We start from the raw sequence: 26,671 nt of genomic DNA, 5'->3' as shown, positions 1-26,671 counted from the left end.
GCGCGGGGCCGCACGAGGCCCTCGTCCGCGTGGACCCCCCTGGCGTCGAGCCCGTTCAGCGTGGTGGGAGCAGTGCCTTGATCATGCGGGTGTTGCCGAGGGTGTTGGGCTTGACCCGCGCGAGATCGAGGAACTCGGCGATCCCCTCGTCCGGGGAGCGCAGCAGCTGGTTGTAGAGGTCGGGCTCCACGGCCTCGCTCATCACCTCGAAGCCGTGGCGGACGAAGAAGTCCACCTCGAAGGTCAGGCAGAACACACGCTGCAGGCCGAGCTGGAGCGCCCGCTCGAGCAGGGAGTCGAGCAGCCGGTGGCCCAGGCCCGTGCGGAGATGGTCCTCGTGCACCGCGAGGGTGCGAACCTCTGCGAGGTCCTCCCACATCACGTGGAGCGCGCCGCAGCCGACCACCTCCCCGGCCTCATCGATCGCCACCAGGAACTCCTGGACCGCCTCGTAATAGGACACCAGGTCCTTGCCCAGCAGCACCCCGGTGTGGGTCATCGGCTCGACGAGACGGTTGATGCCGCGCACATCGGCGGGCAGCGCGGGACGGATGGTGGTGCTCATGGCGAGCTGTCCTCTCCACGTGACGGGCTCAGCGGTGACTCGGCGCTGGAGCCGACGGTCTGCGGCCCCTGGTCGGGTCCCTCGCCGTTCGGAGCGGCGGCCTCGGTGGCGCCGTCCGGCGAGGTCGTCTCCCGCAGCTGGGCTTCAGCGGCAGCATCTTTCGCCGCGAGATCCGCCGCGGCCTCGCGCCGCTCGGCCCGGCGGTCCAGGGCGCGGTGCAGCGTGGTGATCAGCCGTTCGATGACCAGAGCCATCACCAGAGCGGCGAACAGCGCGACCGTGATGGCCAGCAGGTTGTGGTCCTCGAACCAGGCGCCTGCGATCGCCCCGATCGCGCACGAGTAGACGGCCCACACGAAGGTGGACAGCAGCGAACGGGGCCAGAAATGGCGGTGGGGATAGTGCACGGCGCCGGCGACCAGGTTCACCGCGGTGCGACCGAAGGGGATGTAGCGGGCGGTCATCAGGAAGACCAGGGCCCGCTTCTGCAGTCCTCGATCCGCCGCCTCGACAGCGCCGCGGCCACGACCTTCGCGCAGGAACCGGAAGCGTTCCCAGCCGACCTTGCTGCCGATCAGATACCCCAGGTTGTCGCCGGTCCAGGCACCCAACCACGCCGCCAGGCCGAGGAAGATGATCGAGGGGCGACCCGAGCTGGACCACAGGGAGGAGAGGGTCACGATCGTCGACTCGCTCGGCACTGAGGGGAAGAAGCCGTCGAACGCGGCGAACAGGTACACCATGGGATGGACCCACCAGGCATCGGCGATGCCGAGGATCCAATCCTCCATCTGCGCCGTCAGTGACAGCAGCCAGTCGATGGTGTCGCCCATGCGTCCTCTCCATCGAAGGCCCCGGCGCATACGCCCCGGGCCTCCCGGGCTCGTCGAAGCGAGTGCCCGGGCCTGAGAGCGGATCAGGCCCGGTAGTGCTCGCGCCCCGGCAGTCGTGCCGAGGCGGGTGGTGGGGCCGGCCCCGCGCGGGCGGGACCGGCCCGACCGGTCAGGAGGTGCTGGCCTCCGCGCTGTCCGCGTCCGGGGAGCTCGTCCCGTCGGCGTGGGTGAGGTCCTCGGCACGCGCCTGGGTCATCGAATCGATGTCGATCTCCTCGGAGATCGGCGTCAGCTCGCCGCCCTCGGCCCGGCGGGCGAAGGTCAGCTCCCCGAGCAGGCCCTCCCCCTCCGCGTCGACGACGATCTCGTCGCCGACCTGGATCTGCCCGAACAGGATCCGCTCGGAGAGCGTGTCCTCGATGTCGCGCTGGATGGTGCGGCGCAGCGGACGAGCACCGAGCACCGGGTCGTACCCGGTCTCGGCCAGCAGATCCTTCGCCTTCGACGAGAGGGTGAGGGACATGTCCCGGTCCCGCAGCCGGGTCTCGAGCTTGGCGATCTCCAGATCCACGATCTGGACGATCTCCTGCATGGACAGCTGCGGGAAGACCACCACGTCGTCGACACGGTTCAGGAACTCGGGCTTGAAGTGCTGCTTGAGCTCCTCATGCACCTTCGACTTCATCCGCGCGTAGTCGGTGGAGAGGTCTCCGCCTGCGGTGAAGCCCAGGGAGACGCCCTTGGCGATGTCCCGGGTGCCGAGGTTGGTGGTCATGATGATGATGGTGTTCTTGAAGTCGACCACCCGGCCCTGCGAGTCGGTGAGGCGACCGTCCTCGAGGATCTGCAGCAGCGAGTTGAAGATGTCCACATGGGCCTTCTCCACCTCGTCGAACAGCACCACGGAGAACGGCTTCCGCCGCACCTTCTCGGTGAGCTGGCCGCCCTCGTCATAGCCGACGTATCCGGGGGGCGAGCCGAACAGGCGCGAGGCCGTGTGCTTCTCCCCGAACTCGGACATGTCGAGCTGGATCAGGGCTTCCTCGTCACCGAACAGGAACTCGGCGAGCGCCTTGGCGAGCTCGGTCTTGCCGACGCCGGTGGGGCCGGCGAAGATGAACGAGCCGCCCGGGCGCTTGGGATCCTTGAGGCCGGCGCGCGTGCGACGGATCGCGCGGGAGATGGCCTTGATGGCCTCGTCCTGCCCGATGACCCGCTTGTGCAGCTCGTCCTCCATGTTGAGCAGCCGCGAGGACTCCTCCTCGGTGAGCTTCACGATCGGGATGCCGGTGGAAGCGGCCAGCACCTCGGCGATGACCTCTTCGCTGACCGTGGTCACGGCATCGGACTCGCCGTGCCGCCAGGCCTTCTCCTTCTCGTCCCGTTCGACCTTGAGCTTCTGCTCCTCATCGCGCAGCGAGGCTGCGAGCTCGAAGTCCTGCCCGTCGATCGCCTCCTCCTTCTGCTTCCGCGTGGCCTCGATGCGGGCGTCGAACTCCTTGAGCTCCGGCGGTGCGGTGAGACGGCGGATGCGCAGGCGGGCACCCGCCTCATCGATCAGGTCGATCGCCTTGTCCGGCAGGAAGCGGTCGTTGACGTAACGGTCTGCGAGGTTCGCCGCGGCCACCAGCGCCGCATCGGTGATCGTCACCTTGTGATGGGCCTCGTAGCGGTCCCGCAGCCCCTTGAGGATCTCCACGGTGTGGGCCACCGAGGGCTGGTCGACCTGGATCGGCTGGAAGCGGCGCTCGAGCGCTGCGTCCTTCTCGATGTGCTTGCGGTACTCCTCGAGAGTGGTCGCACCGATGGTCTGCAGCTCGCCGCGGGCCAGCATCGGCTTGAGGATGCTGGCGGCATCGATCGCGCCCTCGGCCGCACCGGCACCGACGAGGGTGTGGATCTCGTCGATGAACAGGATGATGTCGCCCCGGGTGCGGATCTCCTTGAGCACCTTCTTCAGGCGCTCCTCGAAGTCACCGCGGTAGCGGGAGCCCGCGACCAGGGATCCGAGGTCCAGCGTGTACAGCTGCTTGTCCTTGAGCGTCTCGGGGACGTCACCGGCGGTGATGGCCTGTGCCAGGCCCTCGACGACCGCGGTCTTGCCGACCCCGGGCTCGCCGATCAGCACCGGGTTGTTCTTGGTGCGGCGTGAGAGCACCTGCATCACCCGCTCGGCCTCGTCGGCCCGGCCGATGACCGGGTCGAGCTTGCCCTCGCGGGCGGCCTGGGTGAGATTGCGACCGAACTGGTCGAGCACCAGCGACCCGGCGGGCTGTCCCTCAGAGGGGCCGCCCGCGTTGGCGGGCTCCTTGCCCTGGTAGCCGGAGAGGCGCTCGATGACCTCCTGGCGCACGGCCGACGGCTCCGCCTTCAGGCGCGAGAGCACCTTGACGGCGGTGCCCTCACCCTCGCGCAGCAGGCCCAGCAGGATGTGCTCGGTGCCGATGTAGTTGTGGCCCAGCTGCAGCGCCTCGCGGAGGCTCAGCTCGAGCACCTTCTTGGCTCGCGGGGTGAAGGGGATGTGACCGGAGGGGGTCTGGTTCCCCTCGCCGATGATGTCGCGCACCTGCTCGCGCACGGCGTCAAGGGTCACGCCGAGGGCTTCGAGCGCCTTCGCGCCGACTCCCTCGTTCTCATGGATCAGACCGAGCAGGATGTGCTCGGTGCCGATGTAGTTGTGGTTCAGCAGCCGTGCCTCGTCCTGTGCCAGGACGACGACGCGGCGGGCGCGATCGGTGAAGCGTTCGAACATGGTCCTCCCCCGTCCGGTGGTGGTGATGGCTCGAGCGTACGCGCCGCTCCGGTTGAAGCAGAGCCTGTTCGCCGCAGGCGTGACGGCTGTTCGCCGTGGGCATGAGCACCCGTCCGGTCGCGGGGCCCCGGTTCCCGACATGCATCCTGACCCGTCGGTCGGATCCCGCAGAGCGAGGCGGCGCGAGCCGTATCATGGCCCGCGTCACACCCCCTTCCTCAAGGAGCACCACATGGGCGCCATCGTCGGCGGAATCATCCTCTTCGTCCTGGGAGCCATCGCGCGCTTCGCGCTGGAGTTCGATCTGCCCGGCGTGGACTCCGGCATGCTCGGCACTATCTTGATGGCGGCGGGAGCCGTCCTGTTCGTCGTCGGCCTGCTGCTGATGCTGCGCTCGCGCAAGACTGTCGTGAACACGCAGAACGCACCGGGGCACAGCGTCTCCGAGCGCCGCGACCCTCCGCCCACGGTCTGAGGGCCGGGATCCCTGGGACGCAGCACTGATCGACGAGGGAGTCGGCGACGCCGCGCAGCGGCGCCAGATGCGTCATCCGGTTGCGCCCTCCGGCTCCAGTCTGATCTCCAGCACGGGCAGCGCGACGTCCGGCCGGCGCACGGGGAGGGTGAAGGTGACGACGTCGCGGCCCAGGGAGCCGAGCGTCATCTGTGATGCCTTCTGCTCCGGGTCGATGACCCTGTGCACGACCTCCGAGCCGTCGTGCAGCAGACGCGCGAAACGCACACGACCGGCGGCTCCGGCGAGGTGGACGTGCTGCATGGGCCAGGTGGTCAGGTGCACGTACAGACGGTCACCGCGCTGGGTGAGGACCGTGCCGTCAGGGGCGGTGAATCCCTGCGCCGGCCCGGCCCCGCGGACGGAGTCCTCGTGCAGCTCCATCCATTCGCCGATCTCTGCAAGGGCTGCGGTGTCCTCACGACGCAGGCCCCCTCGCCCGTCGGGCCCGATGTTCAGCAGCATGTTCCCACCCGTCGACACCGAGCCCACGAGCATCCGCACCAGCAGGTCGGGGCTCTTGAACTCGAGGTTGTCGCGGTCATAGCCCCAGGACCCGTTCAGGGTCTGGCAGGCCTCCCACCGGATCGGAGTGCCGTCGGGGCCGGTCATGGGCCGCGCCGGCTGGTACTGCTCCGGCGTGACCAGGTCCCCGGGAATGCCGAGCCGGTCGTTCACCAGGGCACCCGGCTGCAGCTCCCGCACCAGGGCCAGCAGCGTCCGGGCATCCCAGTCCTCTGCACTCTTCCCCTGCGGCCCCGGGTAGGTGAAGTCGAAGAAGAGATAGTCGATCTGCCCGTACCGGGTGAGCAGCTCTCGCACCTGGCCATGCAGATAGCTGCGATACCTCGCCATGTCGCGACCGGCGTCGAGCTCGGCCCGATCGGGACGGTCCCGCAGCGGATGGTTCTGGTCGATCGTGAAGTCCGGATGGGACCAGTCGATCAGTGAATGATAGAGGCCGACGCGCAGCCCCTCGTCACGCAGCGCCCGGACCCATTCCTCCACCAGGTCACGCCCGCACACCTTCGGCGCCGTGTACTCGGTGAGATCGCTGTCCCACAGGCAAAACCCGTCATGATGCTTCGTGGTCAGCACGGCGTACCGCATGCCGGCCTCCCGGGCACCGCGCGCGATGTCGCGAGCATCGAACCGATCGGGGTCGAACTCCTGCGCGTACCGCGCATAATCCTCGGGATCACGCCGCTCCCGGCTCATCACCCATTCGTGGCGCGCCGAGACGGCGTAGATCCCGAAGTGCACGAACAGGCCGAAGCGGGCCTCGTCGAACCAGTGGGCCTCATCCATCGTGCGATCTCCTTCAGCTGGGGGACGTCGATCCCCGCTCACGAACATCGGGGTCGCGGTGCTGCTCGATCAGGACGGACGTCGTCGCGGCACCACCGCCGCGAGATCCCACCCTCCCACGCTGCCGGCGTCGTGAGAACCCGGAGCTGGACGTCGTCGCACGCAGCCCGTGGCAGCTTCCTGCTGATCACCGTCCTGCTCCCCTGGCTCGTGCTCTGCACCGTGATCCCCCCGCTGGGGATCCTGGCGGTCCGGGGGCCGTCGTCCAGGTCGCCTCCACGCTGCTGGGCCGCCGCGTAGACACCCTCCTGGACGCATCGGACGACGAGCCGGCGCCGGGGGCCGGCCGGCCCGAATCGCCCAGACCCCGCCGTGAGGGCTAGGCTTCACGGGACCGATCGAGGGACCTGCGCCAGTGCGGGGACGAGGGACGGAGAGACATGGCAGACCTCAGGGTGGATGTCGAGCGCGCCGATGCGGTGATGATCGGGGCGGGATCGCCAGTGCGACCCTTGCGGCCCTCCTCAGCGAGCTCGAGCCGACGTGGGATATCCGAGTGCTCGAGAAGCTCGACACCGTGGGTCAGGAGTCCAGCGACGGCTGGAACAACGCCGGCACCGGGCACAGCGCCTTGTGTGAGCTGAACTACACCCCGCAGGATGTGGACGGCTCCGTCAGCCCTGCCAAGGCGATCACGATCAACGAGCAGTTCCAGGTCTCCCGGCAGTTCTGGGCGCATCTGGTGGAGAACGACCGGATCGGTGACCCGGGCGAGTTCATCCACACCGTGCCGCATATGAGCTTCGTGCACGGCATGGAGAGCGCCGACTTCCTGCGCCGCCGGCATCAGGCCCTCACCTCGAACCCGCTGTTCGACCGCATGGAGTTCACGACCGAGCATGCGCAGCTGGCTGAATGGGCGCCGCTGGTCGCCGAAGGCCGACCGGTCACGGAGACCATCGCCGCGACCCGCTCCATGGATGGCACCGACGTCGACTTCGGCGCGCTGACCCGTCAGATGCTCGGTTTCGCCACTCGCACCGGCACCACTGTCTCCACCGGGTCAGAGGTCGTGGATCTGCGACGCATGGGGTCGGACTGGGGGGTGATGGTGCGCTCCACCGAGGACGGCTCGATGAGCGTGGTGCGCACTCCGTTCGTCTTCGTCGGCGCAGGGGGCTACGCGCTGCCCCTGCTGCAGAAGTCCGGGATCGACGAGATCCGTGGCTTCGGCGGGTTCCCGATCTCCGGTCAGTGGCTGCGCTGCACCGATCCGGAGACCATCGCCCGCCACGATGCGAAGGTGTACGGCAAGGCCGCCGTCGGCGCCCCGCCGATGAGCGTCCCGCATCTCGACACCCGCTATGTGGGCGGGAAGCGATCGCTCATGTTCGGCCCGTACGCCGGCTGGTCGCCGAAGTTCCTGAAATCCGGTCGCTACACCGACCTGCTCGAATCGGTGAAGCCCTCGAACATCACCCAGATGATGGCTGTGGCCCCGCCGAACCTCGACCTCATGGTCTACCTCGGCTCGCAGCTGGCGGCGACCCATCACCAGCGTTTCGAAGCGCTGCTCGAGTACATGCCGGCGGCGCGCGCCTCCGACTGGGAAGAGGTCACCGCCGGTCAGCGCGTCCAGGTCATCGCACCGGACAAGGCCAAGCACGGCGTGCTGCAGTTCGGCACCCAGGTGATCACCGCTGCAGACGGCTCCATCGGCGGCATGCTCGGAGCCTCTCCGGGAGCCTCGACCGCGACCAGCATCATGCTCGGTCTGCTGGAGAAGATGTTCCCGCAGCGCATCGATGCCTGGCGGCCCTCGCTGACCCAGATGGTGCCGAGCTGGGGACGGTCCCTGTCGGAGTACCCGGACGAGGCGCACCGGCTGCTCGACCACACGGCCGAGGCACTGGGCCTGACGCAGTCCTGAGAGGCTCTCAGGGCCCACCGGGCCTCGGCAGAGGTGGGTGGGCACGATCAGATCGGACCGGGACCGCGACAAGGAGGAAGGCCGGCGGATGCGCATCTCTTTGATGACCACGTGCCTGGTGGACGTGGTCGCCCCGGATGTGGCTCGGGCGACCGTGATCCTGCTGGAACGGCTCGGCCACGAGGTGGTGTTCGACAAGCGGCAGACCTGCTGCGGCCAAATGCACACCAACTCCGGGTACTACACCGAAGCGGCGCCGATCGTGCGCTCCTTCGTCGACACCTTCGAACCGGCGCTGGAGTCGGTCGATGCGATCGTGATGCCCTCTGGCTCCTGCACCGGGTGCGTGCGCGATCAGCATCAGCTGGTGGCGCGGCATGAGGGCGACAGCGAGCTCGAACAGCGTGCCGCAGCGGTCGCGGCGAAGACCTATGAGCTCTCGGAGCTGCTGGTGGACGTGCTGAAGGTGACCGATGTCGGCGCCTACTTCCCGCACTCGGTGACCTACCATCCCACCTGCCACTCGATGCGCTTCCTCAAGGTGGGGGCGCGACCGCTGAAGCTGCTGCGTGCGGTCGAGGGCCTGGAGATGAAGAACCTGCCCGAGTCCGATTCATGCTGCGGCTTCGGCGGCACCTTCTCGGTGAAGAATGACGCCACCAGCGATGCGATGGTGACGGACAAGGCCGAGAACGTGGTGCGCAGCGGTGCTGAGTTCGTGGTCGCGGGTGACGCCTCGTGCCTGATGAACATCGGCGGCAAGCTGCGCCGCACAGGTGCCTCGCCGCGCTCCGTGCATCTCGCGCAGATCCTCGCCTCGACCAAGGAGGATCCCTTCATCCCGGCGGAGACCATCCTGGGCAGGGCGCCGTGAATACCAGCGTCGGTCGACGAACTGCGAGGAACGAGCGGGAGGAGATGGCGCCGTGAATACCAGCGTCGGTCGACGAACTGCGAGGAACGAGCGGGAGGAGATGCCGCCGTGAGCTCAGTGGATCTCGGGATCCCGACCGTTCGTCCGCAGCACGCTTCCCCGAGCTCGCACCTGCGCGGTGGGCGCAGTTTCCCCGAGGCGGCGCGGGAGGAGCTCGGCGACGGGAGATTGCGCGAGAACCTTCGTCACGCCACCTCGACGATCCAGTCCAAACGCGCCTCGGCGGTGCGCGAGGTGCGCGACTGGCAGAAGCTGCGCAATGCCGGCAGCGCGTTGAAGTGGCAGGTCACCGATCATCTTCCAGAGCTGTTGGAGCAGCTCGAGACCTCCGTGACCGCGGCCGGCGGAGTGGTGCACTGGGCGCGCGATGCCGAAGAGGCCGGGGAGATCGTCACCCGTCTGGCGCTCGAACGCGGTGCCCAGGAGGTGCTGAAGGTCAAGTCGTCAGCGACCCGGGAGATCGGGCTCAACGAGGTGCTCGCCCATGCCGGTATCAGGGCGATCGAGTCCGATCTCGCCGAGCTCATCGTGCAGCTCGCCGGGGATGCACCGTCCCATCTCGTGCTTCCTGCGATCCACCGCAACCGGTCCGAGATCCGGGAGATCCTGCTGGCGGCCATGCCGGATCTGGATCCGTCGATCACCGACGAGCCGGCGGAGCTGGCGGGGGCGGCCCGCCGGTTCCTGCGGGAGAAGTTCCTGGAGATGCCCGGTTCGGTGGCGATCTCCGGGGCGGACTTCGCGGTGGCCGACACCGGCACCATGGTCGTCGTCGAGTCGGAGGGCAACGGCCGCATGTGCCTGACCCTGCCGAGAACTCTCATCTCCGTGGTCGGCATCGAGGCGCTCGTGCCGAGCTTCCAGGACCTGGAGGTGTTCCTGCAGCTGCTCCCCCGCTCCTCCACCGGAGAGCGGATGAGCCCGTGCACGACCCTGTTCACCGGGGTCCATGAGGGAGACGGCCCCGAGGAGTTCCATCTCGTGCTGCTGGACAATGGTCGTTCCGCAGTGCTCGAGGATCCGGAGGGGCGCAGCGCGCTGCACTGCATCCAGTGCTCGGCGTGCCTGAACGTCTGCCCGGTCTACAACCGCACCGGCGGTCAGGCCTATGGCTCCACCTATCCCGGTCCGATCGGCGCGATCCTCTCACCGCAGATGACGGGGATGCACGGCAGCGATGATCCGAACTCGACGCTGCCGTACGCCTCGAGCCTGTGCGGCGCCTGCTATGACGTGTGCCCCGTGAAGATCAACATCCCCGAGGTGCTCGTGCATCTGCGGGCCGAGGATGTCGACCGGCGGCGGGAGAGCCGCGGTGACTTCCACGGCACCTGGGATGTGGCGCTGCGGGGCGCGAGCACGCTGATGGCCTCGCCCCGCGCCTACGACCTCGCGGTGCGCTCGGCCGGTCCGCTCAGCTCGGTGCTGCCCGGGAAGAACATCGGCAAGCTGCCCGGGCTGCTGCCCTTGCTGACGGGCTGGACCGATCATCGCGATCTGCCCAAGCCCGGCGCTTCCTTCCGCTCCTGGTGGGATCAGCACGAGAAGGACCGCGCCGCGCAGGGCCCGGCGCACGATCCGGGCTCCACGGACGAGGAGCACTCATGAGCGAGTGGACGGACGCCCGCCCCGCACGCACCCCGGGGATGACCGCGAAAGAGGAGATCCTCGCCCGGGTGCGGGCAGCGCTCGCGGTCCCGCGCCGCGATGAGGTCACCGAGTCCGGCGATGTGCCGCGCACCTACCAGCGGGCCGACGACAAGCAGGAGATCCGCACCGCCCCCACGAAGGTGCGCGGTGTGCTGGTCCAGCGTCTCGAGGACTGCGCGGCGACGGTCCACCGCACCACTGCAGCCGCGGCCCCGGCGGCGATCGCCGCCGCACTGGGCGGGGCGCGCAGCGCGGTGGTCCCCTCCGGTCTGCCCGCGGCCTGGCTCACGCAGCTCGACGCTTCGCTGGTGGTCGACGACGGGGCCACCACCTCGCATGAGCTCGACGCGTTCGATGCGGTGCTCACCGGCTGCCATACGGCGATCGCTCTGACCGGCACACTGGTGCTGCGCAGCGATGATCGGGGCGGACGCCGTGCGCTCAGCCTGGTGCCCGACCGCCACGTGGTCGTCGTGGAGTCCGAGCAGGTGGTGCTCGGCGTCCCCAAGGCGATCGAGCGCATGGGCCAGGACGCCGCTGCGGCCTGGACCATGATCTCCGGACCCAGTGCGACCAGGAATATCGAGTTCGAGCGGGTCGAGGGCATGCATGGTCCCCGACGCCTCGAGGTCGTCCTCATCGAGCCGGAACCGGAACCGGCCCCCACGACAGCGGCGGCGTCCGTGCCGGAGGCCACGCAGGATCCCTCATCGACGGCCGCACCGGCCCGCACCCAGGAGAAGACCTCATGAACCATGCCACAGACACCATGGGCCTCGAGCTGCCCGCCGCCGGCGGCGCCGCCCGTGACCGCGGAGAGCTGTTCACCCTCGACGCGGGCGCGTACCAGGCAGAGATCTCCTCGGTGGGGGCGACCCTCGAGTCCCTCACCGTCGGCGGTCGCGATCTGCTGGTGCGCAACCCCGAGACCGGCCCCATGCAGTTCCACCGCGGGGCGATCGTCGCGCCGTGGCCCAATCGGATCGGCGACGGGACCTACACCTGGGACGGCCAGGAGATCCGCACCGCGCTCACCGAGCCCGAACGAGGCAACGCGCTGCACGGCCTGGTCTCCTTCCAGGCCTTCACCCCGGCAGCCCTCTCGGAGGACGAGCTGGTTCTGCGCACCGAGCTGTTCCCCTCCACGGGATATCCCTTCCACCTGCTGCTGACGGTGCACTACGCGCTGGATCCGCAGGAGGGTCTCAGCACCACCGTGACCGCGCGCAACCTCGGCGCACAGGACGCTCCCTACGGGACGTGCCCGCATCCGTACCTGGTCGCCGGGACGGAGCCGCTGGATACCTGGTCGCTCCAGGTCACCGCGGGGACCGTGCTCCTCGTCAGCGAGGACCGGCTGCTGCCCACCGGTACTGCCGAGGTCGCTCCCGGCAGCGAGTTCGATTTCCGCGCCGCACGGACTCTCGGCCCGCTGTTCCTCGACCACGCCTTCACCGATCTCGGCCGTGACGGTCAGGACCGGGTGGTGGTGACCGTCTCCGCCCCGGGCGGCACCGGGGTGGAGCTGAGCGCTGGTCCGGAATGTCCCTGGCTGCAGCTTCACACCGGTGATCGCCCGGAGCCGGAGAACAACCGGCTGGGGCTCGCCGTGGAGCCGATGACCTGCCCGCCCGATGCCTTCCGCACCGGCACAGATGTGGTGCGCCTGGTCCCCGGCGCGGAGCATGCCGCGTCCTGGACCCTGCGGGGCTGGTGAGCGGCGGCCGTTCCCGTCCCGGCATGAGCACAGGCCCGTCACCGATCGGTGACGGGCCTGTGCTGTGCTCGATGCGCTCTCCCGCCGCGCCGCGGCCGGAGGCGCTCGAGATCATTCCGCGTGGGCCTCTTCGTACGCCTTGCGGATGGTCCCGGAGATGCGGCCACGATCCGGGACCTCGTAGCCGGCTCCGCGAGCCCACTCACGGATCTTGGCGGAGTCGTTGGAGCTCGTGCGTGCGGGAGCGGTCCCGCGAGAACGACGACCACCCACCCGGCGCGCCTTCTCCACCCAGCTGCCGAGCTCCTCACGGAGCTTCGAGGCGTTCGCCTCTGTCAGGTCGATCTCGTAGGCGACTCCGTCCAGGGCGAAGTTCACCGTCTCGTCAGCCTTGTCACCGGTCAGATCGTCGATGAGCTCCACGTAGGTCTTCCGTGCCATAGGGGTTCTCCCTTGCTGGTCTGATGCTTTTGTCGTGCGAACTCTGGTGAGTTCGCCATCCGCACCCAGTATCAGCCGAAAACACCTAGATTTCAATCTGGTTTCGATATCCGCTCAGGCGGAGTGATTCTGTTCATCGTTGCCATGCAGTTCGCGGTATTCCCGTTCCGCCTCGCGTTCGACGTCTCGTTCATGTCGGTCCGCGCGCATCACCGCACGCATCACGAACCAGAACAGCAGCCCCACACCGAGGGAAGGGAGCAGTGCCCCCGCTTCGAACCAGAACCCGGAATCCATCTCAGGCCTCCGGCTTCACGAGCGGGAACAGAATGGTCTCGCGGATTCCCAGGCCGGTCAATGCCATGAGAAGGCGGTCCACTCCCATGCCCATGCCGCCGGTCGGTGGCAGCGCGTACTCCATCGCCTCGAGGAAGTCCTCGTCCAGGCGCATCGCCTCGTCGTCACCCTGTGCGGCGAGCTGTGCCTGCTGGGCGAACCGCTCACGCTGGATCACCGGGTCCACCAGCTCCGAATATCCGGTGCCGAGCTCGAACCCGCGCACGTAGAGATCCCACTTCTCGACCACGCCGGGCTGCGAACGATGCGCACGCACCAGCGGGCTCGTCTCGACCGGGAAATCGCGCACGAAGGTCGGCTCGTAGAGATGATCGCCGACGCGATTCTCGAACAGCTCCTCGACGAGCTTCCCGTGACCGAACTTGGGGTGATCGAGATCAAGATCGAGGGAACGCGCGATCTCGCGAAGCCGTTCCGGCGTGGTCTCCGGGGTGATCTCTTCGCCGAGGGATTCCGAGAGGGAGCCGTAGATCGTGATCTGCGCCCATTCGCCCGAGAAGTCGTACTCCGATCCATCGGTCAGCGTGACGACCTGAGATCCGGTGGCATGCTCGGCCGCCTCCTGCACGAGCCGCTGGGTGAGATCGCCGATCGTGTCGTAATCTCCGTACGCCTGATATGCCTCGAGCATCGCGAACTCCGGGGAATGCGTGGAGTCCGCGCCCTCATTGCGGAAGTTGCGGTTGATCTCGAAGACCTTCTCGAGCCCGCCCACGGCCGCCCGCTTCAGGAACAGCTCCGGGGCGATCCTCAGATAGAGATCCAGGTCGAAGGCGTTCATGTGGGTGACGAACGGCCGGGCCGCGGCGCCGGAGGGGATCACCTGCAGCATCGGCGTCTCGACCTCGACGTAGCCCCGGTCGTGGAAGGAGGTGCGCAGCGAGTGCATGACCTCGGCCCGCTGGCGCACGGTGTCGCGGGCCTCCTGGCGCACGATGAGGTCGACGTAGCGGTGTCGGACCCGCGACTCCTCCGAGAGACCGGCATGGAGGACCGGGAGCGGCCGCACGGCCTTGGCCGCCATCTGCCAGGTATCGGCGAAGATGCTCAGCTCACCGCGGCGGGAGGCGCCCACCCGGCCGTGGAAGAAGACATGGTCGCCGAGGTCGACGTCGGCCTTGAGCGCGCTCAGCCGCTCCTCGCCGATGACCGCCTGCGAGGCCATGATCTGCAGGCGCTGCCCGGCCCCGTCCTGGAGGGTGATGAAGGCCAGCTTCCCCTTGTTGCGCTGGAAGACGACGCGGCCGGCGACGCCGACGACGTCCTGCGTCTCCTCACCGGCCCCGAGCTGGTCGTACTGCGCACGCACTTCGGAGATGGTGTCGGTCACCGGGACCGAGACGGGATAGGCCTCCTCGCCGCGTGCCAGCAGCCGCTCCCGCTTCGCTCTGCGGACCGCGACCTGGTCGGAGGTGTCCGTCGTGTCGAGGGCAGGGAGATTCTCGCTCATGGGGCGATTGTCTCATCAGTGCCGCTGAGAATGCCTGTCGGATCAGGGTGCTGTCGCGACCGCCACAGCGGCGTCCAGCAGGCGGGTGCCCTCGACGGTGCCCGCGAGCACCACCAGGATCTCCCCGCGATGCTCGGGCCCGATCGGTTCGAGCGTGGCCGGGTCCAGCGCATGGGCGTAGTCCCACTCGATCTCGGCGCGATCGAGCGCCTCGGTGAGCACGGCGCGGATCGCGCCCACCGAGGGCGCTGCGGCGCAGGCGGCGGTGATCGTCCGGGACAGGGCGAGCGCCCGCTCCCTGCCCGCCGGGCTGAGATAGGCGTTGCGGCTGGAGCGGGCCAGTCCCGTCGGCTCGCGCTGGATCTCGACCGGTTCGATCCGCACCGGCAGGTCGAGATCGCCGACCAGGCGCTGGATGATCGCCAGCTGCTGGGCGTCCTTGCGACCGAACACACTGAGGTGCGGGGCGGTCAGTTGCAGCAGCTTGGCCACTACGGTCACCACGCCGTCGAAGTGACCGGGACGGGCCGCACCTTCGAGGATCGTGCCTGCCGTGCCGGCAGTGACCGAGACCATCGGGGCAGCACCGGGTACATCTCCTGGACCGACGGGGCGAAGACCACATCGACCAGCCCGTCGACCAGATCCAGGTCCTCCTCGAGAGTGCGCGGGTACGCCTCGTAGTCCTCGCCGGGGCCGAACTGGAGAGGGTTGACGAAGTCGGTGAGGATCACCTGGTCCGCCAGCTCCCGCGCGCGCCGGACCAGTGCCAGGTGACCGGCATGGAGCGCGCCCATGGTGAGCACCGTGGCGACGGTGCCGTCCATCGCCGCGCGTCGTTCCCGCAGCTCATCCTTGGTAGTGATCAGCCTGGTGGTGATGCGACGTACGGGATCCCGCAGCGGGTCCTGGCTCATGCCTCGTCCTCCCTGGGCGGCTGGTCCTCCAGCAGCACCCGGATTCTCGCCCGGGTGTCCTCCGGGAGTCTCGCACGCGTCAGCGCCGCCAGCGCCAGCACGCGGTAGGTGTCCGCGACATCCCCGTGCTCTCCCGGTGTTCCGGTGGCGTCGAGGTCCGCCAGCGCGTCCAGGTGGGACTGGACGGTGCCGGCGTCCCCCCGCACGACGGGCCCGGTCAGCGCCTTCGCCCCGTGGCGGAGGGATTCGTCCAGCGCCGCCTCCAGCAGCGGGCGGAGATAGCTGCCGGGATCCTCGATCCCGAGCCGGGACAGGGCCTCCCGGGCCTGGTCCACCAGCACCACCAGGTGGTTGGCGGCGTGCGCGAGGCCCGCGTGGTACAGAGGACGGTCGCCTTCAGCGATCACCACGGCCTCCCCGCCCAGCTCCACTGCGAGGGCGGCGGCGATGGGCAGCAGATCGGGCGGGGCGGTGATCCCCATCGGGCAGCCGATCAGGCGAGCGAGGTCGGACCGGGTGCCGGTGAAGGTCATCGCGGGATGCAGGGCGAGGGTCGCGCTGCCTTGGCGGGCGAGCGGCGCCAGCACTTCGGTGCCGTAGCGCCCGGAGGTGTGCACGACCAGCTGCCCGCCGGGAGCCATGCCGGTGGCCGCGATGCCGGCGGCCAATGGTGCCAGCTGATCATCGGGCACGGCCAGCAGCAGCATCTCGCTGCGTTCGACCAGCTCCGCCACGCCCAGCAGCGGCACACCGGGCAGCAGCGCGGCGGCACGGTCCCGGGAGGCGTCGGAGACGGCGTAGGCGCCGGTGATCGCGTGGCCCTCGGCGCGCAGTGCGGCGCCGAGCACGGCACCCACCCGGCCCGCACCGATCACGCCGATGCCCAGGCGCGGCGGGGTCACTGCACTCCCCCGGCCGGTCCCGCCCCAGCGCCGACGAGCGACAGGGCGGGCTGCGGCCAGTGCGCCCGGTCCCGATAGCGGCGGAGCGTGGCGGCGTCGCGGGCGAGCACTGCGTGGAGGGCGAGGACGTCACGGCGGGGCAGGTCCGACAGCAGCATGGTCTCGCCGGCGACGCCGGCTCGCAGATCCAGGACCCCCAGCTTCCGGGCGAAAGGGCCGTCCTGGACGGTGAGCCCCTGGATCCGTTCCCGGGGGATGATCTCCAGATGTCGGGCGAGGACTCCGCTGCGCTGGACCAGCGCTCCCGGCAGGAGCACCGCCACGCGGGTCCGTCGGGAGATCCAGAAGGCGCGGACCGGGGTGCGCAGCCCGTCGATCTCCCGTGCCGGGGCGGAGAGCAGGTGCTCGATCGTCCCCAGGTCATCCGGGGTGCCCAGCGGTGCGGCCAGGTGGCCGAGCGTCGCCCGCAGCTCCTCGCGCTCACCGACCGGCAGCACGTGCGCGGCCCCGTTCTCCTCGCTGTCCTCGATGCCGGCGACGGTGACGGTCACCGCGGTCCAGCCGGGGCTGCGCCACAGCAGCGGGCGTCGCAGCTCGAAGCGCTGGATGCGCCCCGCGGCGATGTTGTCGGTGCGGGTGTTGGCCAGCCCGCGCCGCATCCGCAGCCCGCGCTCGGTGATGCGGGAGACGAAGCCCCACCCGGATTCGATGCGGCCGAAGACGTACTTGGGGATCGCGATCGCGGTGGGCAGCAGGGCCACGAGGATCGCGAAGGACACCCCGTCCTGCCAGATCACCAGGGCGAGCGCCGCGAGCACCCCGAGGACGCCCACGACGATGCTGAGGAGGAATCCCGGGTCGCGCAGCAGGGAGTGGATCAGGCGCCGGGTCGGGATCTGCGCGATCAGCTCGCCCTCGGCGACGTCGTCGTGCAGGATCTCCTCCAGCGAGCGTCCGGCCGGTCCCTGCGCGCCCGTCTGCCGGCCGACCGGCCCCGGGGCCTCGGCCTGATCCCACCGCTGCCCCGCCGTCGAGGCAGCGGCCGAAGCGGCCTCCGCGCCGCCCTCCGCCTCGGGTGCCGGGCCGGCCGGGGCATCGACCGCCGCGACGTCGAGGATGCCGCGACGGAGCTGCTCGGCATCCGCGGAGCGGATGTATTCGATGTCGAGGTAGGAATCCCCGCCGCCGGCGACCTCGACCCGCACCTTCGCCAGCCCCAGCAGACGGGCCAGCAGCGGCCGCTCGACCGAGACCGACTCGATGCGGGCACGGGGGGCGTACTCCCGTGACCGGCTGATCATGCCGCGGTGCAGGGAGACCCCGGCCTCGTCGACCGCGTAGGTGGTGAACCACCAGCTGAACCCCGACAGGACGATGGCGATCACCACGACCAGCACCAGCATGGCCAGCCCGATCAGGGCGCGGGTCACGGTGAAGTCCTCGGCCAGTCGGGCGATGTTCTGCGCAGTGAGCACGGCGATGACGCCCACCACGATCTTCCAGCCGGTGACCAGCGGGGTGATGGGGTGGGTGCGGCGGCGCGCGGCCGTCGCCCCGGGCTCGACGGCGGGAACCGGAGCGGACGGGGGGCCGGGCTCGACGGGCCCGTGGTCAGGGGTGCTCACAGCGCTGCCATGGTCTCGATGCCGCGGGCGGTCAGCAGGGCCCGCAACCGCTCGGCCTCCGCCTTCGGCAGTCCCGGCAGGACGACGGTCGACGCCCCGTTGGCCGTGCTCACCGTCAGCTTCGCGAGGCCGTAGCGGCGATCCACGGGGCCCTCGTCGATCTTCACCGACTGCACCCGTCCGTACGGGATGGTGTGCACGGAACGGAACATGATGCCGCTGGCGATGGTGAGATCCTCCTCGGCGTCCAGGTAGCCGATGGCGCGTACCCGGCGCGGGGTCAGCAGCAGGCTCTGGAGCAGGATCAGCAGCGGCAGGAGCCCCAGCGCGGCGATCCACCACATCCCGGACAGCGCCGCCGCCGTGATCAGACCGGCGATCATCAGCACCCAGATCACATAGCCGATGATGCCTGCGACGTAGCGGGCAGGGATCAGCGAGGTCGAGACCGGGCGCAGCGCGCTCGCTCCGAGCAGACCATCGGGAGCATCGGACAGCGCCGGGTCGGGCGCCGTCGCGGCCGGTGCCGCCTCCGGAACCATGCCCGGGACGGTCTGCGCGGCGGGATCGGGGGTGGAGCTCATGGGCACCATGGTGTCACCTCCGCCGGGATCCGCGCTCTGCGGGAAGTCGGCAGCGGCCCCGACGAAAGGCGGCCGCGGCGCGCCTCAGCCGCCGGCCCCAGCGCCCTCCGCGGCCCTCTCTCCGTCCTCCGGTGGCAGCTGGCCCCAGTGTTCGACGATCACGCCCAGCACACCCAGCAGGATCCCGGCGAGGGCGGCGGCGGCGGTGGGCAGGATCCCCCTCAACGGATCACCGGTGCCGGTCAGGAGCAGGAACAGCGCCTGGCCGACGAAGATCCCGCCGACCACGGCCCCGGTGTAGGCGCATGCGCGGGCGAGCAGCACGATCCGGTAGGCGGTGAGAAGGTCGATCTGGTGGCGCCGCGGGGCGAAGCTCGGATGCTCGCGGCGCTCGGCGCTCTCGAGCATGTAGCGCCGCAGCGGCAGCCCCACGATCAGCAGCACCGTGCTGAGCACCAGCAGCACCACCGTGGTGAGCCAGCCGGCGATCGGCAGCGAGTGGCCCCGGGAGGCGAGGGTCTCCAGCATCTGCGCCCCGAATCCGGCGCCGACCACCAGGATCAGCACCAGCACCGGCACGTTCAGGGGCTTCACGAGATCCCGTACCCCTCGATCTCAGGACCGGGACGCAGCCCGTCGCGGTCCTCGGCCGCGGCCAGCAGCGCGCCGATCGGGCCATGGCCCGGCAGCTCCGCTCCGGGACGCGCGGCGTGCCAGGGTGCCAGGACGAAGGCGCGCAGGTGGGCTCGCGGATGCGGCACGGTCAGGAGCTCGTCCTGGCTGGTCCAGCTCCCGTAGGTGATCACGTCGACGTCGAGCGTGCGCGGTCCCCAGCGCACCAGGCGCTCCCGGTGGGCGGCATGCTCGGCCCGATGCGCCGCCTCCAGCAGTGTGAAAGGGCCCAGACCGGTGCTCACCCCGATCACGGAGTTCAGGAATCTGCCCTGCCCCGTCGGACCGCCGACGGGCGCGGTCTCCAGCACCGGCCCGGTCCATTCCACCTCGATGCCGTCCGTGGCGGCCAGCAGCTCGAGCGCGCCGTGGAGATGCTGGGCGCGGTCGCCGAGGTTGGTGCCGAGGGCGAGCACGGCCGGCACCGGTGCGGCGTCCCGGGTGATGCTCACGGTGACATCATCGACGGGCAGACCGACCGGTGCAGCCGGTTTGTGGATCCGGACCTCGACCCGGCGCACCAGCGGATATCCGGTGTCGGTGAGGATCCGCTGGGCGATCCGCTCTGCGAGGGTCTCGACCAGCGCGTAGGGCCCGCCGGTGAGCTCCTCGCGGACGGCATGAGCCGCCTCGGCGTAGTTGACCGTGCGGGAGAGCGCATCGGTGCGGCCGGCAGCGGCGGTGGAGAGGTGCAGGGTGATGTCGGCGATGAACTGCTGGCCCAGCTGCGTCTCCGCCGCGAGCACGCCGTGGTGACCCCAGGCGCGGATGCCGGTGACCTCGATGCGGTCCACCAGCTGCAGCCCGGTGGCAGGGGCTCCCCTCAGGATGCTCATCGGTGGATGCTCCGATGCAACCGGTCGCCGACGCGCACCGCGGCGACCGAGGGTGCGACCTCGTGCACCCGCACCGCCCAGGCACCGTGCTCGGCGCTGTAGGCGCTGATCGCTGCGGTCGCGAGATCACGATCCACGCCGAGCGCGCCGACGAACCGTTTGCGGGAGGCCCCGATGAGGATCGGCAGCCCGTGGGAGGCGATCGATTCCCAGCGGGCCAGCACCTCCCAGTTCTGCTCCCCGGTCTTGGAGAATCCCAGCCCCGGGTCCGCGACGAGGAAGCGATCCTCGACCCCAGCCTCGCGCAGCGTGGCGAGACGCTCGGCGAGCTCGGCGGCGCTGTCCCGCGCCACATCCTCATAGACGGCCAGCTCGTTCATCACATCGCTGTGCCCGCGCCAGTGCATCGCGATGAACACCGGCGGGGTGCCCAGGCGGGTGCGGAGGCGCGCCGCTTCGCTGCCCATGTCCACATCCGCCCGCCCTGCGGAGACATCGTTGACGATCAGGGCACCCGCCTCGACGCTCGCCGCGGCGACGGAGGCACGCATGGTGTCCACGCTGACCACGATGTCCTCGGCCGCCAGGGCGGAGACGACCGGCAGCACCCGGCGCAGCTCCTCGTCCTCGTCCACGCGCGGGGCGCCGGGCCGCGTCGACTCGCCGCCGACATCGACGATCGCGGCACCCTGCGCCACCAGGAGCCGGCCATGCGCGATCGCGGCGGCGGGAGCGTCATGCTCACCGCCGTCGGAGAAGGAATCCGGGGTGACGTTCAGGACGCCCATCACCAGCGTCCCCTCACCGCCGGCCCGGTCGGGCAGACCGGCGGGACGGCGCAGCGGGCTGCTCATGACCCGTGGATGAGCGCCATGGCCTCGCCGCGGGTGCTCGAGTTCTCCCGCAGCATGCCCCGCACGGCGCTGGTGACCGTGCGGGCACCGGCCGCCCGCACGCCCCGCATCGACATGCACATGTGCTCGGCCTCGATCACGACGATCGCCCCGCTCGCCCCGAGCTCGTCCATCAGCGCGTCGGCGACCTGGAAGGTGAGCCGCTCCTGCACCTGGGGGCGCCGGGCATAGACGTTCACCAGCCGCGCGAGCTTGCTGAGCCCGGTGACCACCCCGCCGCCGGGGATGTATCCGATATGGGCGGTGCCGTGGAAGGGCAGGAGATGGTGCTCGCACATCGAGTAGAACGCGATATCGCGCACCAGGACCAGCTCCTGGTGGTCGATGTCGAACGTCGTCGACAGCGGTGCGCTCGCATCCTGGTCCAGGCCCTGGAAGACCTCGGCATACATGCGAGCGACCCGTGCCGGGGTCTCCAGCAGGCCGTCACGGTCCGGGTCCTCGCCGATCGCGCCGAGGATCTCCCGGACCGCGGCTTCGATGCGCGGGGCGTCGACGGCCATCTCAGCGGTCCTTCCCGTCGTGGGTGTCGTACCCGTATCCCCCGCCGCCGGAGCCCGGCTCGCCGCCGTGCGGAGCACCGGGGATCTGCGGGCCGTCGCCGCCCGGATGGGGCAGCTCGGGCGGGTTCGGCTGGACTGCTTCGCCGGCGTCGTGGGACTCGGTCCCCGTCGCGGTGGTGGTGCCGCCCACCGAAGGGGCGGACAGGGCGGGGCGCTCCGAGCTGGAGGACCACACCTCTCGCGGCGGCTGCTTCTTCACGTCCCGGAAGATCTCGGCGAGCTCGTGCTCGTTCAGGGTCTCCCGCTCCAACAGCTCTTCGACCAGCTCATCCAGCACGTGGCGGTTCTCCACGATCACGGACCAGGCCTCGTCCAGCGCGGTGTCCAGCAGTTCGCGGACCTCCTGGTCGATGAGGCTCGCGGTCTCGGCGCTGAAGCGGGGGCCCTGCCCCTGCTGCATGCCGACGAACACCTCCTGCTCCCCTTCGAGCGCCACCTGGCCGACGGTGCCGCTCATGCCCAGCTGCATCACCATGGTGCGCGCGATCTTGGTCGCGTTCTGCAGGTCCGAGCTGGGGCCGGTGGTGACGTCATGGAAGATGCTCTCCTCCACCGCGTAGCCGCCCATCGCATAGGCGAGCCGGTCCAGCAGCTCGTTGCGGGACTGATAGTTGCGGTCCTGGGTGGGCACCACCATCGTGTACCCGCCGGCGCGCCCGCGCGGCAGGATCGTCACCTTGGTGACCGGGGCGGAGTTGTTCATCGCCGCCGCGACCAGGGCGTGACCGCCCTCGTGATAGGCGGTCATCTGGCGCTCGCGCTCCGTCATCACCTTCGAGTACCGCTGCGGCCCCATCGAGACGCGGTCGATGGCCTCGTCCAGAGCGCGGTTGTCGATGATCTGGTTGCCGGAGCGGGCGGTGAGCAGCGCCGCTTCGTTGAGCACATTGGCGAGATCGGCGCCGGACATGCCGATGGTGCGCTTGGCGACATGTTCGAGGTCGACGTCGTGCGCGAGCGGCTTGCCCTTGGCGTGCACGCCGAGGATGTGCAGGCGACCCTTCAGATCAGGTGCCTCCACGCCGATCTGGCGGTCGAAGCGGCCCGGGCGCAGCAGGGCGGGATCCAGGATGTCCACGCGGTTGGTGGCGGCGATGAGGATGACGTTCTGGTTCTCGTCGAACCCGTCCATCTCCACCAGCATCTGGTTCAGGGTCTGCTCGCGCTCGTCGTGCCCGCCGCCCATGCCGGCGCCGCGGTGGCGGCCGACGGCGTCGATCTCGTCGATGAAGATGATCGCCGGGGCGTTCTCCTTCGCGGTGTTGAACAGATCGCGCACGCGGCTCGCACCGACACCCACGAACATCTCCACGAAGTCGGAGCCGGAGATCGAGTAGAAGGGCACGTTGGCCTCGCCCGCGACGGCCTTGGCCAGGAGCGTCTTGCCGGTGCCGGGCGGGCCGTACAGCAGCACGCCTTTAGGGATCTTCGCGCCGACGGCCTGGTACCGGCCCGGGTCGACCAGGAACTGTTTGATCTCGTCCAGCTCCTCGACGGCCTCCTCGGCGCCGGCGACGTCGGCGAAGGTGACCTTGGGGCCTCTTTGTTGAACAGCTTCGCCTTGGACTTGCCGAACTGCATCGCCTTGCCGCCGCCCTGGGCGTTCATGATCAGGAACCAGAACAGGCCGATGAACAGCAGCAGCGGCAGGAAGGTCAGCAGGAGGGTGGACCACCAGGGACTGCTGGCGATCTCGTCGGTGTACCCCTTCGCGGGAGCCGCCTTCTCGACGGCTTCGACCACCGCCTCGCCCCGGGCGTCGACGTAGGAGAAGCGCACCTCGGTGCCCTTGTTGTCATCGCCGTCGACGAAGTCCTCGGTGAGCACCAGGTCCACACGCTGCTGATTGCCGTCGATGATCTTGGCCTGCTCGACGGTGCCGCCCTGGAGCAGCTCGATACCCTGCTGGGTGTCGATCTGCTGGTAACCATCCCGTCCGAACAGGGAGAACATGGCCATGCCCAGCAGCAGGGCGATGATGATCCACAGGGCGAGCCCGGAGAAGGGACGGCGCTTCTTGGTGCCCGAGCGCTTGGGGTTCTTGGCGGAATCTGCCACGTGATCAGTCCTCGTAGATCGAGCGCGAGAGCACGCCCACGTAGGGGAGGTTGCGGTAGTTCTCGGCGAAGTCGAGGCCGTAGCCGATCACGAACTCGTTGGGGATGTCGAAGCCGATGTACTTCACGTCGATCTCGACCCGTGCCGCCTCGGGCTTGCGCAGCAGGGCGGCGATCTCGACGCTCTTGGGTCCGCGGGAGCGGAGGTTGGACAGCAGCCATTTGAGGGTCAGGCCAGAATCGATGATGTCCTCGACGATCAGCACGTTGCGGCCGGTGATGTCCCCGGAGAGGTCCTTGAGGATGCGCACGACGCCCGAGGACTTGGTGCCCGAGCCGTAGGAGGAGACCGCCATCCAGTCCATCTCGACCTTGAGGTCGATCTCGCGGGCGAGATCCGCCATCACCATCACCGCCCCTTTGAGGACGCCGACCAGGATCGGCGGCTCGTCCGCATAGTCCGCTGCGATCTCTTCTCCGAGCTCGGCGAGCCGCTCGCGGATCTGCTGCTCGTCCAGCAGCACGCGGTCGACATCGGGGTGGGGGTGCGTCTGGGGCACGCGGATCTCCTCCATGGAACGTGGTGGGGTGCGCGAGCCGCGGGTCACGAATCGATGCGGCGCCACACCAACAGGCCGTCGCGGCGAGCGACCTCGATCCTACCCGGAACGGGCACCGCTGACTGACCGTGCCATGAGACCACCAGAGCGTCTATCGCCAGCACCTGGCGCCGGAGCAGGGACTTCGATGATCCGGCGCCCCCGCACCGCGGCTTTGCGCGGTCAGCGGAACGTGAGGCGTCGCGCAGGATCCGGGTGCGCAGCGGGGCGGGCGCGGCAGCCAGTGCGTGGACATCCAGCAGCAGCAGGTCCCGCTCCTCGCGCAGTTCGCCGCCGTCCCGGTGCAGCGACTCCAGCAGCGCGGTCGCCTCGGCGTCCAGGTGATCGGCATCGGGGCCCACCAGGTCAGCGGTCCGGGCGAGGTTCTCGTCCAGGTGCTCCCCCAGCAGCTCCCGCAAAAGGGGCAGGGCCCGGTGGCGCACGCGGGAGCGCAGCAGCGTCTCATCGGCGTTCATCGGGTCCTCCCACCACTGCAGGTCGTGCAGGCGACAGATCTCCTCGGTATCGGTCCGGCGCAGCGCGGTGCTCTCGTCCCGGCCGCTGCCCAGGAAGGGGCGCAGCAGGGCGCCGCGGGTTCGCGGGATCCCGGCCAGGGCCCGCGGCCCGCCACCCCGCGCGAGCCCCATCAGCACCTGCTCGGCCTGGTCATCGAGGGTGTGCGCCATCAGCAGCGCGAGCGCCCCCCGCTCCTCGCGGAGCGTCTCCAGCGCGTCGTGACGCACCGTGCGGGCGGCGTTCTCCAGCCCGCCGGGAGCCCCGACGTCGACTGCGACGCGCAGGATCCGTGCCTCGGCGCCCAGCCGCTGCGCCTGGACCAGCGCCCGTTCCGAGACCCGGGCCGATCCCTCCTGCAGGCCGTGGTCGACGATCGCCGCCTCGGTCTCCAGGCCCATCCGGGCCCCGACCCAGACGGTGGTGGCCAGCAGGGCGAGCGAGTCCGCTCCCCCGCTGAGCCCGACCAGCAGTCGCGGCGCCGTCCGGCCGACGGCGGTGTCGTCGGCGAGCAGCTCGAGGCGGGTGGTCAGCGCGGAGCGCACGGCGGTGCGGGCGCGGGCGATGACGGGAGGAGGGCCGGCCATCAGTCCACCTGCACCATCTCGGCGGCGACCTCGTCGACCGCCGCGCGGGCGGCCGCCGCGTCGGCTCCGTCGAAGCCATGCACCACGATCGAGTACCCGACGGTCCGTCCATCAGGCAGCACGGTGACTCCGGCCAGGGTGGCCGCGCCGCCGAGGTAGCCGGTCTTGCCGCGCACGAGACCGCTCGCGTCCTCGGTCCCCTCCGCCTCGAAGCGGTCGGCCAGAGTGCCGGACAGGCCCGCGATGGGCACGTCGAAGAGGATCTGCTCGAGGGCGGGCGCCTTCCCGGAGGCCACGTCGGCCAGGACCGCCGAGAGCAGCGCCGGAGGCACCCGATTCTGCCGGGAGAGCCCGGAGCCATCATGGATCTCGAGCGAGGCGATCACCTCCGGCGCCACTCCGATCTCCTCCGCCAGCTCCCGGATCTCCGCATCGACCGCGGCAGCCGCCCCGGCCGGGGTGGTCTCCTCGCCGCGGGCGAGGGCCACCAGGTGGGCGAGCAGTTCAGCGGTGGTGTTGTCGGAGATCAGCAGGGTGTGGCGCACCAGCTCCGCGATCGTCTCGGAATGGATCTCCGCGGCCGGCGCGCCCTCGGGGGCTCGTGCGCCGGTGACCTCACCCGCGACCGTCAGCCCCGCCTCCTCGAGCAGTTCCGCGAAGCGTTCGGCGGCGTCCCGCGCCGGGGTCGCCGACTTGGGCCCGTACTGCTCCCCGTCGAGCCACCCCTCCTCCAGCGCGAGAGAAGCGGTGGGGGTCACCCAGCCGCCGGCCCTGCCGTTGTTGCCCCAGGCCGGGTTGGCTCCGCCATCCAGGTAGCTGTCATCCAGCGCGACGGAGACCTCGGTGGCCCCCTGCGCTCCGGCGAGCGTCGCCGCCTGGGTGGCCAGCTCACGCAGATCGTCCTCGCTGAGAGTCATGTCACCACCGCCGACGAGGGTGATCACGCCGTCCTGGACGACGGCGCGGGTGGTCAGGACCTCGTCCCCGCGGTACTGGCGCAGCACGGCGGCGGCAGTGAGCAGCTTCAAGGTCGAGGCGGGCACCAGGGCGGTGCCCTCCTCACGGGCGGCGAGCGTCCGGCCGGTCTCAGCGTCGACCACGCTGAAGGCCAGCCCTCCGGCGACCACCGGCAGGTCCGCCCCGGCGGCCATCCGTTCCGCGAGGTCAGCGGTGTCTGCCGGGGAGGCGGCCGGCTTCGGCGCCGGGAGGAGGTCCTCGGCCCCGACCCGCTCCCAGTCCTCGGCGACAGCGCGCGGCCCGAACTCCGGGCCCGCCGCCTCGCTGCGCACGGTGAGGACGCCGGGGAAGGCGTCGGTGAGATCTCCGAGCACGTAGAAGCTCGTCGGCACCGCCGCGCACATCACGATCGCGGTGGTGCGCCAGATCCGCTCGATTGCACTCGCTGCCATGGTGCCCACGATATGGTGTCACGGTCTTTACCAGTGGCCTAC

At 69.9% G+C, this 26,671-nt stretch carries 22 protein-coding genes and 3 pseudogenes; 6 read left to right on the top strand and 19 right to left on the bottom strand.

Going from position 1 to position 26,671, the window contains the following annotated elements; translation table 11 throughout:
* Nucleotides 1-55: 55 nt before the first annotated feature.
* The 3 genes from CFK39_RS14465 to CFK39_RS14455 form a co-directional block, all read right to left on the bottom strand.
* Complete coding sequence (locus CFK39_RS14465) at nucleotides 56-565, bottom strand: amino-acid N-acetyltransferase (protein ID WP_089066049.1); 510 nt, start codon at nucleotides 563-565, stop codon at nucleotides 56-58.
* Nucleotides 562-1,398 carry a DedA family protein gene (locus CFK39_RS14460; RefSeq protein ID WP_089066048.1) on the bottom strand — a complete coding sequence of 279 codons (837 nt, stop codon included), beginning with the start codon at nucleotides 1,396-1,398 and terminating at the stop codon, nucleotides 562-564. Before CFK39_RS14460 ends, CFK39_RS14465 begins: the two co-directional genes overlap by 4 nt.
* Nucleotides 1,399-1,567: 169 nt before the next feature.
* Nucleotides 1,568-4,150, bottom strand: coding sequence for an ATP-dependent Clp protease ATP-binding subunit (locus CFK39_RS14455; protein ID WP_089066047.1), 2,583 nt, complete (start codon nucleotides 4,148-4,150; stop codon nucleotides 1,568-1,570).
* A 232-nt stretch (nucleotides 4,151-4,382) separates the two neighbouring features.
* On the opposite strand from CFK39_RS14455, the gene CFK39_RS14450 reads away from it, so the two are divergent.
* Nucleotides 4,383-4,625, top strand: coding sequence for a DUF6458 family protein (locus CFK39_RS14450; RefSeq protein WP_089066046.1), 243 nt, complete (start codon nucleotides 4,383-4,385; stop codon nucleotides 4,623-4,625).
* A gap of 72 nt (nucleotides 4,626-4,697) precedes the next feature.
* Here CFK39_RS14450 and CFK39_RS14445 read toward each other — a convergent pair whose 3' ends face one another.
* Entirely contained in the window at nucleotides 4,698-5,972 is a 1,275-nt protein-coding gene (locus tag CFK39_RS14445) for an alpha-L-fucosidase (protein ID WP_157697184.1), read from the bottom strand.
* A 440-nt stretch (nucleotides 5,973-6,412) separates the two neighbouring features.
* Here CFK39_RS14445 and CFK39_RS14440 point away from each other — a divergent pair.
* From CFK39_RS14440 to CFK39_RS14420, 5 genes and pseudogenes are all read left to right on the top strand, one after another.
* Nucleotides 6,413-7,902: pseudogene (locus tag CFK39_RS14440) on the top strand (malate:quinone oxidoreductase).
* Nucleotides 7,903-7,990: 88 nt separating this feature from the next.
* Nucleotides 7,991-8,776 (top strand): (Fe-S)-binding protein, encoded by a 786-nt coding sequence (locus CFK39_RS14435; RefSeq protein ID WP_089066044.1) that lies wholly within the window; start codon nucleotides 7,991-7,993, stop codon nucleotides 8,774-8,776.
* Between the two features lie 108 nt (nucleotides 8,777-8,884).
* Nucleotides 8,885-10,444: a lactate utilization protein B gene (locus tag CFK39_RS14430; RefSeq protein ID WP_089066043.1), complete on the top strand. Its 1,560-nt coding sequence runs from the start codon at nucleotides 8,885-8,887 to the stop codon at nucleotides 10,442-10,444.
* Nucleotides 10,441-11,238, top strand: coding sequence for a LutC/YkgG family protein (locus CFK39_RS14425; protein ID WP_089066042.1), 798 nt, complete (start codon nucleotides 10,441-10,443; stop codon nucleotides 11,236-11,238). The genes CFK39_RS14430 and CFK39_RS14425 overlap by 4 nt, the downstream gene beginning before the upstream one ends.
* On the top strand, nucleotides 11,235-12,203 hold the full coding sequence (locus tag CFK39_RS14420; RefSeq protein ID WP_089066041.1) for an aldose 1-epimerase family protein: 969 nt from the start codon (nucleotides 11,235-11,237) through the stop codon (nucleotides 12,201-12,203). The genes CFK39_RS14425 and CFK39_RS14420 overlap by 4 nt, the downstream gene beginning before the upstream one ends.
* Before the next feature lie 111 nt (nucleotides 12,204-12,314).
* Here the strand turns inward: CFK39_RS14420 and CFK39_RS14415 are convergent, their stop codons facing one another.
* The 15 genes and pseudogenes from CFK39_RS14415 to CFK39_RS14345 all read right to left on the bottom strand — a co-directional run bounded on the left by CFK39_RS14415 (nucleotide 12,315) and on the right by CFK39_RS14345 (nucleotide 26,629).
* Entirely contained in the window at nucleotides 12,315-12,644 is a 330-nt protein-coding gene (locus CFK39_RS14415; RefSeq protein ID WP_089066040.1) for a histone-like nucleoid-structuring protein Lsr2, read from the bottom strand.
* A gap of 114 nt (nucleotides 12,645-12,758) precedes the next feature.
* Complete coding sequence (locus tag CFK39_RS14410; protein WP_089066039.1) at nucleotides 12,759-12,941, bottom strand: hypothetical protein; 183 nt, start codon at nucleotides 12,939-12,941, stop codon at nucleotides 12,759-12,761.
* 1 nt (nucleotide 12,942) lies between these two features.
* A complete protein-coding gene (gene lysS / locus CFK39_RS14405; protein WP_089066038.1) occupies nucleotides 12,943-14,451 on the bottom strand; it encodes a lysine--tRNA ligase in 1,509 nt (502 codons plus the stop codon).
* Between the two features lie 42 nt (nucleotides 14,452-14,493).
* Nucleotides 14,494-15,368, bottom strand: a pseudogene (gene panC / locus CFK39_RS17545) (pantoate--beta-alanine ligase).
* The gene (locus tag CFK39_RS14395; RefSeq protein ID WP_089066037.1) at nucleotides 15,365-16,270 is read right to left on the bottom strand and encodes a Rossmann-like and DUF2520 domain-containing protein; all 906 of its coding nucleotides are present in this window, start codon (nucleotides 16,268-16,270) and stop codon (nucleotides 15,365-15,367) included. The pseudogene panC and the gene CFK39_RS14395 overlap by 4 nt, the downstream one beginning before the upstream one ends.
* Complete coding sequence (locus tag CFK39_RS14390; protein WP_089066036.1) at nucleotides 16,267-17,895, bottom strand: PH domain-containing protein; 1,629 nt, start codon at nucleotides 17,893-17,895, stop codon at nucleotides 16,267-16,269. The genes CFK39_RS14395 and CFK39_RS14390 overlap by 4 nt, the downstream gene beginning before the upstream one ends.
* On the bottom strand, nucleotides 17,892-18,479 hold the full coding sequence (locus CFK39_RS14385; RefSeq protein ID WP_245822696.1) for a PH domain-containing protein: 588 nt from the start codon (nucleotides 18,477-18,479) through the stop codon (nucleotides 17,892-17,894). The genes CFK39_RS14390 and CFK39_RS14385 overlap by 4 nt, the downstream gene beginning before the upstream one ends.
* Nucleotides 18,480-18,563: 84 nt before the next feature.
* Complete coding sequence (locus CFK39_RS14380) at nucleotides 18,564-19,073, bottom strand: DUF3180 domain-containing protein (RefSeq protein WP_089066035.1); 510 nt, start codon at nucleotides 19,071-19,073, stop codon at nucleotides 18,564-18,566.
* Nucleotides 19,070-19,987 carry a 2-amino-4-hydroxy-6-hydroxymethyldihydropteridine diphosphokinase gene (folK, locus tag CFK39_RS14375; protein WP_089066034.1) on the bottom strand — a complete coding sequence of 306 codons (918 nt, stop codon included), beginning with the start codon at nucleotides 19,985-19,987 and terminating at the stop codon, nucleotides 19,070-19,072. Before folK ends, CFK39_RS14380 begins: the two co-directional genes overlap by 4 nt.
* Nucleotides 19,984-20,841 (bottom strand): dihydropteroate synthase, encoded by an 858-nt coding sequence (folP, locus tag CFK39_RS14370; RefSeq protein WP_089066033.1) that lies wholly within the window; start codon nucleotides 20,839-20,841, stop codon nucleotides 19,984-19,986. The genes folK and folP overlap by 4 nt, the downstream gene beginning before the upstream one ends.
* Nucleotides 20,838-21,404: a GTP cyclohydrolase I FolE gene (gene folE, locus CFK39_RS14365; protein WP_089066032.1), complete on the bottom strand. Its 567-nt coding sequence runs from the start codon at nucleotides 21,402-21,404 to the stop codon at nucleotides 20,838-20,840. The genes folP and folE overlap by 4 nt, the downstream gene beginning before the upstream one ends.
* A 1-nt stretch (nucleotide 21,405) precedes the next feature.
* Nucleotides 21,406-23,522 (bottom strand): annotated as a pseudogene (gene ftsH / locus CFK39_RS14360) (ATP-dependent zinc metalloprotease FtsH).
* 4 nt (nucleotides 23,523-23,526) lie between these two features.
* Nucleotides 23,527-24,081 carry a hypoxanthine phosphoribosyltransferase gene (hpt, locus tag CFK39_RS14355; protein ID WP_089066031.1) on the bottom strand — a complete coding sequence of 185 codons (555 nt, stop codon included), beginning with the start codon at nucleotides 24,079-24,081 and terminating at the stop codon, nucleotides 23,527-23,529.
* A gap of 44 nt (nucleotides 24,082-24,125) precedes the next feature.
* Entirely contained in the window at nucleotides 24,126-25,220 is a 1,095-nt protein-coding gene (gene tilS, locus CFK39_RS14350; protein WP_089066030.1) for a tRNA lysidine(34) synthetase TilS, read from the bottom strand.
* Complete coding sequence (locus CFK39_RS14345; protein WP_089066029.1) at nucleotides 25,220-26,629, bottom strand: D-alanyl-D-alanine carboxypeptidase/D-alanyl-D-alanine-endopeptidase; 1,410 nt, start codon at nucleotides 26,627-26,629, stop codon at nucleotides 25,220-25,222. Before CFK39_RS14345 ends, tilS begins: the two co-directional genes overlap by 1 nt.
* Nucleotides 26,630-26,671: the final 42 nt, after the last annotated feature.

Source organism: Brachybacterium avium (assembly GCF_002216795.1).
Classification (GTDB): domain Bacteria; phylum Actinomycetota; class Actinomycetes; order Actinomycetales; family Dermabacteraceae; genus Brachybacterium; species Brachybacterium avium.
Note: the sequence above shows the minus strand (reverse complement) of the source record. Positions and strands in the feature narration are given on the sequence as shown.

Bases quoted from the DNA above. Each gene is read 5' to 3' on its own strand.
- CFK39_RS14465 (WP_089066049.1), bottom strand. From the start codon at position 565: ATGAGCACCACCATCCGTCCCGCGCTGCCCGCCGATGTGCGCGGCATC.
- CFK39_RS14460 (WP_089066048.1), bottom strand. From the start codon at position 1,398: ATGGGCGACACCATCGACTGGCTGCTGTCACTGACGGCGCAGATGGAG.
- CFK39_RS14455 (WP_089066047.1), bottom strand. From the start codon at position 4,150: ATGTTCGAACGCTTCACCGATCGCGCCCGCCGCGTCGTCGTCCTGGCA.
- CFK39_RS14450 (WP_089066046.1), top strand. From the start codon at position 4,383: ATGGGCGCCATCGTCGGCGGAATCATCCTCTTCGTCCTGGGAGCCATC.
- CFK39_RS14445 (WP_157697184.1), bottom strand. From the start codon at position 5,972: ATGGATGAGGCCCACTGGTTCGACGAGGCCCGCTTCGGCCTGTTCGTG.
- CFK39_RS14435 (WP_089066044.1), top strand. From the start codon at position 7,991: ATGCGCATCTCTTTGATGACCACGTGCCTGGTGGACGTGGTCGCCCCG.
- CFK39_RS14425 (WP_089066042.1), top strand. From the start codon at position 10,441: ATGAGCGAGTGGACGGACGCCCGCCCCGCACGCACCCCGGGGATGACC.
- CFK39_RS14420 (WP_089066041.1), top strand. From the start codon at position 11,235: ATGAACCATGCCACAGACACCATGGGCCTCGAGCTGCCCGCCGCCGGC.
- CFK39_RS14415 (WP_089066040.1), bottom strand. From the start codon at position 12,644: ATGGCACGGAAGACCTACGTGGAGCTCATCGACGATCTGACCGGTGAC.
- CFK39_RS14410 (WP_089066039.1), bottom strand. From the start codon at position 12,941: ATGGATTCCGGGTTCTGGTTCGAAGCGGGGGCACTGCTCCCTTCCCTC.
- lysS (WP_089066038.1), bottom strand. From the start codon at position 14,451: ATGAGCGAGAATCTCCCTGCCCTCGACACGACGGACACCTCCGACCAG.
- CFK39_RS14385 (WP_245822696.1), bottom strand. From the start codon at position 18,479: ATGAGCTCCACCCCCGATCCCGCCGCGCAGACCGTCCCGGGCATGGTT.
- folK (WP_089066034.1), bottom strand. From the start codon at position 19,987: ATGAGCATCCTGAGGGGAGCCCCTGCCACCGGGCTGCAGCTGGTGGAC.
- folP (WP_089066033.1), bottom strand. From the start codon at position 20,841: ATGAGCAGCCCGCTGCGCCGTCCCGCCGGTCTGCCCGACCGGGCCGGC.
- folE (WP_089066032.1), bottom strand. From the start codon at position 21,404: ATGGCCGTCGACGCCCCGCGCATCGAAGCCGCGGTCCGGGAGATCCTC.
- tilS (WP_089066030.1), bottom strand. From the start codon at position 25,220: ATGGCCGGCCCTCCTCCCGTCATCGCCCGCGCCCGCACCGCCGTGCGC.
- CFK39_RS14345 (WP_089066029.1), bottom strand. From the start codon at position 26,629: ATGGCAGCGAGTGCAATCGAGCGGATCTGGCGCACCACCGCGATCGTG.